The following is a 12,296-nucleotide window of genomic DNA, read 5'->3' as shown; positions in this document are numbered from 1 at the left end:
ATAGAATTATCTTTTAATTTGCAATATTTTTCTGACGGTAGTAATTTTTTTAATAAAATTATTTTATTTACTTTTATCAAAAGAAATTAAAGAAATTCAATATGATTATTTCATTATATTAAGATACACATTAAAAAAATAGAATCGAGGTGTAGCGCAGCCAGGTTAGCGCACCACGTTAGGGACGTGGGGGTCGGAAGTTCAAATCTTCTCACCTCGACTTTATATTTTATAATACCTATAAAAAAAGAGTTTTCATATCGGATACAAATATGAAATAGAGTATTAAAAAAAATCTAAAAAACATGCTACATCTATAGTAGAAATAGAATATTATCAAATATATGAGAAAAAATGAATCACAAAAAGATATAGAGTTATTTAATTTTTTATCATCCAAAACTTTTGTTAATCCTTGGATTACAAAAAAAGTTACAGATTATAAAATTATACAATCTGTTTTAGATAATACATCTAAAGCTCAAAACCAAGAAAGAGGAGAGCCTGATTTTATTTATGTAAATGAAAAAAATAAATTACTTATTTTAGTAGAGAATAAAGATTCTATTTCTGATCATAGTTCCACAAATAATATACTTAATCCTAAAAAATATGCGATAGATGGGGTAAAACATTATTTATCTTTTTTTACAGAAAATAATTTAAATAGAAAAGATGAAACTACAAAAAACTATTTTAAAGATTGGAATTTTGTAGGCATTGCATGTTCTGGAGATGTTAATGAAATATACAATCACACTATAGATACTTTTATAGTGAAAGGAAATGATATTGAAAATATTAATAGAAATGAAATATTAGATGAAGTGGATTATCTTTCTTATTTTGAAAATATTGATTTAGAGATATTATCTACTGAAATATCAAAGTCTTCAAAAGAATTAAATAAAATTTTAAGAAATTTAGATTCTCAAAAAAGACCTATTTTGATAAGTGCTTTAATGATATGTCTCTTTGATAAAAAAGGAAACAAAACAGATTTTGTAAATGGTTTTATAAATTGGGATATATCTACTATCATTAATAATATTCCACTTACATTAAAAAATATTTTAGAAAATGAAAATATTGAAAATAAAAAGATTGAAGTCTTATTAAATGAGTTAGCCTTTTTAAAAACAGACAAGGATTTAACAGAAACAAATATATTAAAAGATATTTTACAAGAATTAAACGAAAAAGTTATACCTCTTTTTAAAACAAAATCCTCATATGATATTATTGGAAAATTTTATGAAGAATTTTTACGATATGCTGGAGTAGCAAATGTAAAAAAGGGTATTGTTTTGACACCTAATCATATTACTACTTTATTTACCGAGTTAATTGACTTAAAATATAATGATATAATTTTAGACCCTGCTTGTGGAACAGGTGCCTTTTTAATAGCAGGAATGAATAAAATAATTCAAGAAATAGATAATTCTAAAATACCAAATAAAGAAAAATTAAAAGAACAAGTTAAGCAAGAACAATTGCTAGGATTTGAAAAAAGTAGCACGATGTACACTTTGTCTATATCTAATATGTTATTTAGAGGTGATGGAAAATCTAAAATATATAATGAGGATTTTTTTGATGAAAAAGCTTTACAAATAATTAAAGATATAAAACCAACAATTGGTTTTGTAAATCCACCATATGGTGGAAAAGATAATAAAGAAAATCCAACTAAAAAAGAAATTCAATTCTTGGAATTATTATTAGATAATTGTAGTAGATATGTGGTGATGATTGCTCCTTTATCCACTTATTTTAAGGATGAAAATATAAGAGCCAGAATATTAAGCAAACATACTTTAAAATATGTTATCAATATGCCAATAGAATTGTTTCAACCAAATGCTTCTACAAATACAGCAATTGCAGTTTTTGAGACAAATATTTCACACGGAGATAAAAAAGTGGTTTTATATGATTTAAAAGATGATGGATTAATTTTGTCTAAAAACAAAGGTAGAACGGATACTTTAAATAAATGGGTAAATATTAAAAATGATTTATTAGAAAAAATAAAAAATCCAGAAAAATACAATGATAATATTAATGTAGTTTATACAAAAATTACCGCAGACGATGAATGGATTATTCAAGCTCATAGTAAGACTGATTATAGCCAATTATCAGAAAGAGATTTTGAAAATACACTTAAAGAGTATGTAATATTTAAAACAAAATTGAAATTGGGTTTAATAGATAAAGATTTAAAAGAAGTTGATTTATTTGATTTGTTTAGAAGTGATAACTTTATTAATATTAAAAATATACATGATAGCAGTAACACTAAAATTGAAAAGCAAAATTTTCAAGAGTTTACTCTCAAAGATTTATTTGAAGTAAAAGGGTCTGGAGGTAATGCTACTCAATTTGAAATTTCGGCAGGAGAATATTTATATGTTACTACTAGCAATAAAAACAATGGAGTAAATGGAACATCAAATATTTTCACCCAAGAAGGAAATGTGATAACTATAGATAGTGCCACTAATGGAAAAGCATTTTATCAAGAGAATAATTTCATTGGCTCGGATCATGTAGAAGTAATTATTCCCAAAGATTTTATACTTAATAAATATACTAGTTTATTTTTTGTTACGATTTTAAATAAAGAATGTTTTAGATACAATTATGGTCGTAAAAGAAATCAAACACGAATTAAAAATCAAAAACTTTTCTTACCAGTAAAACAAAATAACGAAATAGATTTTGAATATATGGAAAATTATATAAAATCTTTACCTTATTCTCACCTTCTTTAAAAAAATAATATTTTTTACATTTCTATAAAAAAAAAAATTCATACCATCTTAAATATTTTACGGTGAACATACACAAGACATATATTGTAAAACAAGAAGAAGATTTTGACGAAATCGCAAAATTTCTCGTAAAAATAGATGGGAAACCATCTGTATGGCTGTTTATAGGAGAATTAGGAGCAGGAAAAACTACCTTCATAAAGTATCTTGCTAAAAACTTACAAGTGATAGATAATGTCACAAGTCCTACTTTTTCTCTTATAAACGAATACCTTACCGTTGATAACAAAAAAATATACCATTTTGATTTTTATAGAATAAATAATGAAATAGAAGCCGCTGAAATAGGATTAGATGACTATTTTTACAGTGGTAATATATGCTTTATAGAGTGGTTTGAAAGAGTTTCCTCTACTGTTTCCCATGATCAATCTATATTTATAACTATTAATATCATAGAAAATAATTGGAGAGAAGTCATCGTCAGTATCAATTTTTAATTCTTTTGTTTAATAAATGAGTTCTTTTGTAGAATATATAATAGTAGGACAGGGATTAGCGGGAACACACGTAGCATTAGAACTTTTAAGGAGAAGAAAAAGCATTTTGATAATTGACAATAACAATCCCGCATCTGCATCTAGAGTGGCTTCGGGGCTTTATAACCCCATCACGGGCAAAAGATTGGTAAAAACATGGATGGCAGATGTTTTTTTTAAAGATATAGAAACATTCTATCAAAGATTAGAAAACCAACTCAACGCCTCTTTTCTCAATCCCCTTCCACTCTACATCCCCTTTTTATCTATCAAAGAACAAAATGATTGGGAAAGCAAACTCCACGAAGAATCATACATTCCCTACATTGATAAGATACTTTTCACCTCATCACACGAACAAATTCATAGTCCTTTTGGAGGGATGATGCTCAAAAAAACAGGTTTCTTGGACACAAAAACATTTCTGAATAGTGCTAAAAAGTATTTTCAAGAACATAAAAGTATCAGAGAAGAGGTATTTGAAGACTATTTTTTAAAAATCACAAAAAAAAAAATTAATTACAAAGATGTTACAGCTGAATACCTCATTCTTTGCCGTGGAGAACAAGAATTAGAAGGTACCATCTTTCCAAAAATCCCCATAATACCCGTGAAAGGAGAATTACTCACTACAAAATTAAACTGCCACTTTCATACTATCGTCAATAGAGGATGTTTTTTGATACCACAAAAAGAAAATATATGCAAAATAGGAACTACTTACGAATGGGAAAACAGAACACATACACCAACCCTACAAGCACAAAAGACAATCTTACAGAATCTCGCTAAATTCTACAAAGGAACAATAGAAATAATAGACCATACCGTCGGTATAAGACCAACAGTTCCCGACAGACGACCTATTTTAGGAAATCATATACATTATAAAAACATGTATATATTGAATGGATTGGGAACTAAGGGAGTGAGCATCGCTCCTTACTGTGCTCATGTTTTGATAGATAATATTATTCTCAATATCCCCATTCCCAATGAATTAAATGTACAAAGATATGTGTAATGTTTATTTATTTTGCAAAAAAAGAGGATACTTCTCCCAGATATAATCTCTTTTTCATTGCATCTCTTCGTTTTTATTTTTTGTTTAATAACCATGTAGATACACAGTTTCTTTTCCATATTTCTATGTGGTTATAAAAAAATGAGAGAATGGTGAGGATATTTTATGTATTCTCAAGTTACCAGCCAAGTTACTTCCCTTGGTTGCCACTTAATAAGAAGAGTTCTTATATTTTCTTATATGCTTTATAGTTGTTGTATGTATAGATTTTTTTACTTTATAAGAAATATAAAGTCAAAGCCGTATTTTGAAAAAACAAACGAGTTTTTCGTTTATAAATCATTGAAATACGGAGAAAGAGTAAAAAAAATTATTATTATTGTTATTTTACATAAACAATACTTTTGAACAAAAAAACCTTATTAAATAAGTAAAATGAAAGGAGAAAAAGAGAACATAATCCCGATAGATATCGTAGAAGAGATGAAAACTGCCTACATAGATTATTCTATGTCAGTTATTGTTTCAAGAGCATTGCCCGATGTGAGAGATGGCTTAAAACCCGTTCATAGAAGAGTATTATATGGAATGTTAGAATTGGGAGTGACTTATAATAAAGCATATAAAAAATCAGCTCGTATAGTAGGAGAAGTATTAGGTAAATATCACCCGCATGGGGACGCTTCTGTTTATGACACTATGGTCCGTATGGCTCAAAATTGGTCGCTGCGGTATCCATTAGTAGACGGACAAGGGAACTTTGGAAGTATGGACGGGGATTCCCCTGCGGCGATGCGTTATACAGAAGCCCGATTGAAAAAAATAACAGACGAGATGGTAGCAGATATTAACAAAAAAGCAGTAGATTTTCAACCAAATTTTGATGATTCTTTGGAAGAACCTACCGTTTTCCCTGCAAAAATACCGAACCTTTTGGTGAACGGAAGCTCAGGGATAGCAGTTGGAATGGCTACCAATATGCCACCCCATAACCTCACAGAAATCATAAACGGAACTATTGCTTACATAGAAAATAATGATATAAGTATTGAAGAACTTATGAATTATATAAAGGCGCCTGACTTTCCAACAGGAGGTATCATATACGGAACGAGCGGTATCAGGTCAGCATTTATGACAGGTAAAGGTAAAATCGTCATTAGAGCCAAACTGAGTATAGAAGCTTTGAAAAATGGAAGGGAGCAAATTGTTATAACAGAAATTCCCTACCAAGTCAATAAAGCTTCTATGATAGAAAAAACAGCCCAATTAATTCAAGAAAAAGTAATTGAAGGGATCACGGAAGTTCGTGATGAATCTGACCGAGATGGGCTTCGGATAGTGTATGAGCTCAGAAAAGATGCCATTGCTCAAATAGTAGTCAATAAACTCTATAAATATACCCAACTACAAACACAGTTTGTAGTAAATAATGTAGCATTAGTAAAAGGAAGACCGCAAACCCTCCATCTCAAAGACCTCATAAAAAATTATATAGAACACAGACACGATGTTATTATCAGAAGAACAAAGTTTGACCTTGAGGAAAGCCAAAAAAAAGCCCATATACTAGAAGGGTATATTATTGCTTTAGACCATTTAGATCAAGTAATAACACTGATTAGGTCCTCATCCGATACAGAACAAGCAAAAATAGGACTTATGAATACGTTTCAACTCTCCGAAATCCAATCAAAATCTATATTAGAGATGCGACTTCAACGACTTACAGGGTTAGAAAGAAATAAAATAGAAAAAGAGTATGAAGAAATAAAAAAAATCATACAGAACCTTCAAGAAATACTCGGTAGTTTTTCTATCCAAATGTCAGTTATCAAAAATGAACTCATAGAATTAAGAGAAAAATTTGGTGATGAAAGAAGAAGCGTGATAGAACCGAATGCAGAAGAATTTGACGAAGAAGATATGATAGAAAACAATCAAATGGTTATCACCATATCTCACCAAGGATATACCAAAAGAACATCTCTCGCAGAATATAAAATACAAGGGCGTGGAGGGATAGGAACAAAATCTGCTTCTACCAAAGAAGAAGATTTTACGGAACACTTATTGGTAGCCAATAATTTGGATTATCTTTTTATATTTACCAGCAAAGGCAGAATGTTTTCTATTAAAGCATATAAAATACCTGAAAGCTCTAAAAATTCACAAGGAAGGGCTATCCAAAATATAATCCCCATAGAAGAATCTGATAAAGTAAGAAATGTAATCAATGTCAGAAATTTAGATAATATAGAATTTATAGAAAGCCACTATATCGTTTTATGTACTACAAATGGAATTATCAAAAAAACACTACTCAAAGAATTTTGTAAATTTAGAACAGGATGGATAAACGCTATTACTATAAATGAAAATGACGAACTATTAGATGTACAACTTACCAACGGAAATAATGAAATCGTTCTTGCTTCAAGAGACGGACAAGCAATACGTTTTCACGAAAAAGAAGTCAGATCTATGGGCAGAACCGCTATGGGAGTTATAGGTATGCAATTTAAAAATGAAGAAGATACCCTTATAGGTATGGTTTGCGTAACCGATCCAAAAACAGAATTATTAGTCGTATCAGAACAAGGGTATGGAAAACGCTCCGCAATAGAAAGCTATAGAATAACTCACCGAAACGGTCAAGGTGTTAAAACATTAGATGTGACTGAAAAAACGGGAAAATTAGTTGCGATAAAAGAAGTATCCCCTACTGATGAACTTATGATTATCAATAAATCAGGAATAGCCATTCGTATGCTTCTCAATAAAATTAGAATAACCGGAAGAATAGCCCAAGGAGTACGACTTATAAAATTATACGAAGGAGACGCAATAGCAAGTGTAGAAAAAATTCAAACCTTAGATGCACCGCTTCCATCTGATAATGAATATGTAGGTACAGAAAATATAGAATTAGAAGTACATGAAGGAACAGAAAATACTACAGAATCATAAATAATAATGCTTTTTTTGAATCATATTGCATATATTTACTATATTCTTGTTATTTTTTTATTATGTACCAATAGCATATTTTAATATCAATTTTATACCCGATTACCAAAAGATTTAGTTAAAAAATGGGATTTACTACCAAAAAAGAAGAGAACTTTTATTATTTAGATGAGGGGAATGGAGAAGTGTTACTTTTATTGCATGGGTTATTTGGTTCTTTAAGCAATTGGGATGCTGTTGTGAAATATTTTAGCACACAATACAGGGTTATTATACCCGTTTTACCAATAACTACACTACCTTATAAGTCCGGGTTAGAAGAATTGGTATCTTTCGTAGAAAGTTTTATTCTTTTAAAACAACTTAATAGTTTTACTTTAGTAGGAAACTCTTTAGGAGGACACATATCGCTTATGTACACCCTTAAGCATCCCGATAAAGTAAAGAAACTTGTCCTTACCGGTAGCTCAGGGCTTTTTGAAGCGGGGATGGGAAGTTCTTTTCCTAAGCGAGGAAATTATGACTATATAAAAGAAAAAACAAAGCACACTTTTTATGACCCCAATATTGTCACAGAAGACATGATTCTTGAAATAATGGAAACCCTAAAAGACAATAGCAAATGCTTGAATATAATAAAAATGGCAAAATCAGCTCAAAGAAAAAATATGTCTCAAGAATTATCTCAAATAACAACTACCACTCTTTTAATATGGGGCTTAAATGATACAATAACCCCACCAATTGTTGCTCATGAATTCCATTCTCTCCTCCCACATTCTACTCTTCATTTTTTAGACCACTGTTGTCATGTTCCCATGATGGAAAAGCCCAACGAATTTAATGAACTCCTTATGAACTTTTTAAAAAATAAATAATAATTAAAAAACAAAAAAGAAAAATATGCTATCTGTCAATAATATAACCCTGCAATTCGGAAAGAGAGTGTTATTTGATGAAGTAAATATAAAATTTACGAGTGGAAATTGCTATGGAGTTATAGGTGCAAACGGAGCCGGAAAATCTACCTTCTTAAAAATACTATCGGGTGAAGTGAAACCAACAAAAGGTGATATTTCCATTGAACCAAATAAAAGAATGGCAGTACTACACCAAAACCACTTTGAATTCGATGAATTTTCTGTATTAGATACTGTTATAATGGGTCATAAAAAACTATGGAGCATTGTAAAAGAAAAAGAAGAGTTATACTCCAAATCAAATTTTTCTGAAAAAGATGGTATAAGAGCATCCGAACTAGAAAATGAGTTTGCAGAATTAGACGGATGGAATGCAGAATCAGATGCAGCCAACCTCCTCAGTGGTCTTAATATACAAGAAAATATCCACCAACATAAAATGAAACAACTCACCGGAGGAGAAAAAGTACGTATCCTTTTAGCACAAGCACTTTTTGGTAACCCCGATATTCTTATTTTAGATGAACCTACTAATGATTTGGATATACATTCTATTAAGTGGCTAGAAGATTTTTTATTGGAATTCCAAAATATGGTCATTGTAGTATCACATGACAGACATTTCTTAGACACCGTTAGCACCCATACATTAGATATTGATTATAATGAAATACGAATCTTTACAGGAAATTACAGTTTCTGGTACCAATCCAGCCAATTAGCCCTTCAACAAAAAAACGTTACTCATAAAAAAGCAGAAGAAAAAATAAAAGAACTCCAAGAGTTTATAGCTCGCTTTAGTGCAAATGCTTCTAAATCAAGACAAGCAACAAGCAGAAGAAAACTTATAGAAAAAATTAACGTGGAAGAAATAAAACCATCCAGTAGAAAATACCCAGGCATAATATTTACACAAAACAGAGTACCAGGAGACCAAATATTAGAAGTAAAAGAACTTTCTAAATTTATTGAAGGGAAAACCATATTCCAAGATATAGACCTGTTTGTAAATAAAGGAGATAAAATCGCTTTTTTAAGTAAAGAAAGCACCATTATTACTACCTTATTTAAAATATTGGCGAACGAACTTGCTGCTGACAAAGGAAGCTTTAAATACGGACAAACCATAACCATCGCATACCTACCAAATGAAAATACTCATTTTTTTCAATCAGAACTCAACTTAGTAGATTGGCTGAGACAATATTCTGATGCAGAAAAAGACGAACAATATATAAGAGGTTTTTTAGGACGAATGCTCTTTTCAGGCGAAGAAGTATTCAAAAAATGTAGTGTTTTATCCGGAGGAGAAAAAGTCCGCTGTATGCTTTCCAAAATTATGCTAAGCGGTGCTAATTTACTTATATTAGATGAGCCAACCAATCATTTAGACCTAGAATCTATACAAGCTCTCAATAACGGATTGATAAACTTCCCAGGTATTATTTTATTTACTTCTCACGATAGAGAATTTACAAATACCATAGCAAATAGAATAGTAGAAATTTCCTCAAAAGGATTTTTAGATAAATTAGTTCCCTTTGATGAATTTATGGAAAATGAAGATATAATAGCACAGAGACAAAAACTGTACTGACCTTTTATCTATAACAAAAGATGAGCCCCCTCCGAAAAATTTCTTTTTCAGAGGGGACCCTCTCTTTAACTGTAATATTCCTATCTTTATCTTTAATCTCTATAATCTAATGCAGGTTTTCTATCCCCAAGAAGTGGCTCATACTTAAAACTTTCTCCTTGTTTAGAACGAAGCTCTTTCCATGCATCTTCTATTAATTGAGTATTTGTAAAAATATCATACCCCGTGAGAGCTATAGTTTTGGCAGCGATGAGTAATCCTTTAGTACCAATAGAAGTTCCTCCCGCAGCAACAGCTTGCCAGCTATGTGCTGCTGTTCCAGGTACCCATGTGGCAGTATTGAGACCCACTGTTGGAACATTCCAACTTATATCTCCTACATCTGTGCTTCCTTTTCCTTCTCGAGATTCATAAGGTTGGATTTTATTGGTATTTTCTAACGGTTGCGCACTTTTACCTAAGGTAGTATATATTTTTTCCGCAAAAATTTTCTCTTCTTCGGTATAAGTATAACCTCCTACTTTTTTTAGATTTTCATACATTGCTTTAGAAAGTACTTCATTTGGGAGAGTGCTATAAACACCACCAAGTATTTCTATTTTTACTTCGGTATCTGTTCCCATTGCAGCACCTTTTGCAGCATTTTCTAATCTTTTCCACATATCTCTTACTTCATCGTTGCTTTTATGCCTTACATAATAGTATACTTCCGCAAAGTCAGGAACTACATTGGGCGCTTCTCCACCACGAGTTATAATATAATGGATTCTAGAATCTTCTTTTGTATGCTCTCGCATCATATTTACCATCATATTCATTGCTTCCACCCCGTCTAATGCAGAACGTCCTCTTTCAGGTGAAGCGGCTGCATGTGCAGAAGTCCCATAAAACCTAAATTTTCCATTTCTATTTGCCAAAGAAGTAGAAGGACTTGCTGAATTCATACTTCCTGGATGCCAATGCAAAACTATATCTACCCCTTTAAAAAGACCTTCTCTAACCATATAAACCTTTCCCGAACCACCTTCTTCTGCGGGAGTTCCATAAAATTTAATAGTCCCATTTGCCTTAGATTCTATCAGCCATTGTTTTAATGCTATAGAAGCCGCAGCAGAAGCAACACCAAATAAATGATGTCCGCAGGCATGACCCGCTTCTTTCTGCAGAATAGGTTTTCTCTCCGTAACTGCCTCTTGAGATATACCAGGTAAAGCATCGTATTCTCCTAATACAGCAACCGTAGGAACCCCCGTTCCACTTTTATAAGTAGCTATAAAGGCAGTAGGAATTCCCGCTACTCCTTCTTCTATATTAAAGCCCTCACTCTTCAGTAATTGCTTTAATTCCTCGCTACTCTTCACCTCTTTATATCCTACTTCAGCATAGTCCCATATCCGTTTGGCTATTTCTCCATACTTTGTAGAATTTCTATCTATATTCTCTATAAATATATCTTTCTTTGAGGTGTTTTTAGGGATATTTTTCCCCGATTGCCCAAAAGAATTGAGACATATTCCCATACAGAATAATACTAATAAAAAACTTTTCATCTTTTTTTGATTTAAATGTATAATATATAATATATTGTTTTTAATAATTACTTATTTCAAAATATACTTTAGTGGAGTAATAAGTAATGTTTCCTAAAGATTAATATATTTTACTCATTTTTACTTTTTTAAAAATAAAAAAGAAAAAAATGTAATAATCTGTCATAAAATATTTCTTTTTTACGTTTCCTCATTAATCACTGTAAATCCAATACTATTTTGTATGTTATTTTCTCTCATTATTCCTGTATATAAAAGACCAAAAGAAGAAATAGATGAACTTTTACAAAGTTTATCTATTCAAACGTACCGTTCATTTGAAATTCTCATTGTAGAGGATTTTTCTCCTATTCCTTGTGAATCTGTTGTAAATATCTATAAAAATATGGTAGATATACAATACTTTTATAAAGAAAATTCAGGTCCTGGTCCATCACGAAACTATGGTTCTCTGCGAGCAAAGGGGGATTATTTTATTTTTTTAGATTCCGATTGTATTATTCCCGAAAAATATCTTGCCGAAGTGCAAAAAAGTATTGCCGATGACTATACAGATTGCTTTGGAGGACCCGATAAAGCACATCCCAATTTTACTGATATTCAAAAAGCGATTAACTATTCCATGACTTCTTTTTTTACAACGGGAGGAATACGAGGCGGCGGGGAAAAATTAGATACTTTTTACCCCCGAAGTTTTAATATGGGATATTCACGTGTAGTATTTGAAAAAACAGGGGGATTTGCAAATCTTCCATACGGAGAGAGCGAAGACATTGATATGAGTATTCGCATTATAAAAAATGGTTTTAGAACGAAACTCATAAAAACTGCTTTTGTATACCATAAAAGGCGGACTAATTTTGTTCAATTTTTCAAACAAACATACAGATTTGGAAAATCGCGTGTTTCTCTTTTT

8 protein-coding genes and 1 tRNA gene are annotated in these 12,296 nt (G+C 31.1%); 8 read left to right on the top strand and 1 reads right to left on the bottom strand.

The window, feature by feature from the left end; translation table 11 throughout:
- The first annotated feature begins 145 nt into the window (after positions 1 to 145).
- From QM536_07715 to QM536_07685, 7 genes are all read left to right on the top strand, one after another.
- A tRNA-Pro gene (locus QM536_07715) sits at positions 146 to 220 on the top strand.
- Between the two features lie 124 nt (positions 221 to 344).
- A complete protein-coding gene (locus QM536_07710; protein ID MDI9356889.1) occupies positions 345 to 2,780 on the top strand; it encodes an N-6 DNA methylase in 2,436 nt (811 codons plus the stop codon).
- A gap of 62 nt (positions 2,781 to 2,842) precedes the next feature.
- Entirely contained in the window at positions 2,843 to 3,280 is a 438-nt protein-coding gene (gene tsaE, locus QM536_07705) for a tRNA (adenosine(37)-N6)-threonylcarbamoyltransferase complex ATPase subunit type 1 TsaE (protein ID MDI9356888.1), read from the top strand.
- Between the two features lie 16 nt (positions 3,281 to 3,296).
- The gene (locus QM536_07700; protein MDI9356887.1) at positions 3,297 to 4,343 is read left to right on the top strand and encodes an FAD-dependent oxidoreductase; all 1,047 of its coding nucleotides are present in this window, start codon (positions 3,297 to 3,299) and stop codon (positions 4,341 to 4,343) included.
- 435 nt (positions 4,344 to 4,778) lie between these two features.
- On the top strand, positions 4,779 to 7,313 hold the full coding sequence (gene gyrA / locus QM536_07695) for a DNA gyrase subunit A (protein ID MDI9356886.1): 2,535 nt from the start codon (positions 4,779 to 4,781) through the stop codon (positions 7,311 to 7,313).
- A gap of 125 nt (positions 7,314 to 7,438) precedes the next feature.
- Positions 7,439 to 8,191, top strand: coding sequence for an alpha/beta hydrolase (locus QM536_07690; GenBank protein MDI9356885.1), 753 nt, complete (start codon positions 7,439 to 7,441; stop codon positions 8,189 to 8,191).
- Positions 8,192 to 8,216: 25 nt separating this feature from the next.
- Positions 8,217 to 9,830 carry an ATP-binding cassette domain-containing protein gene (locus QM536_07685; protein ID MDI9356884.1) on the top strand — a complete coding sequence of 538 codons (1,614 nt, stop codon included), beginning with the start codon at positions 8,217 to 8,219 and terminating at the stop codon, positions 9,828 to 9,830.
- A gap of 92 nt (positions 9,831 to 9,922) precedes the next feature.
- Here QM536_07685 and QM536_07680 read toward each other — a convergent pair whose 3' ends face one another.
- Entirely contained in the window at positions 9,923 to 11,380 is a 1,458-nt protein-coding gene (locus QM536_07680; protein ID MDI9356883.1) for an amidohydrolase, read from the bottom strand.
- 223 nt (positions 11,381 to 11,603) lie between these two features.
- Here QM536_07680 and QM536_07675 point away from each other — a divergent pair.
- Positions 11,604 to 12,296, top strand: a 693-nt coding sequence (locus QM536_07675) for a glycosyltransferase (GenBank protein MDI9356882.1), incomplete at its 3' end; no start/stop codon positions are given.

This window comes from Chitinophagaceae bacterium, from assembly GCA_030053935.1.
Classification (GTDB): domain Bacteria; phylum Bacteroidota; class Bacteroidia; order Cytophagales; family JASGCU01; genus JASGCU01.
The sequence above is the reverse complement of the archived record's forward strand: the minus strand, read 5'-3'. Positions and strand labels throughout refer to the sequence as shown.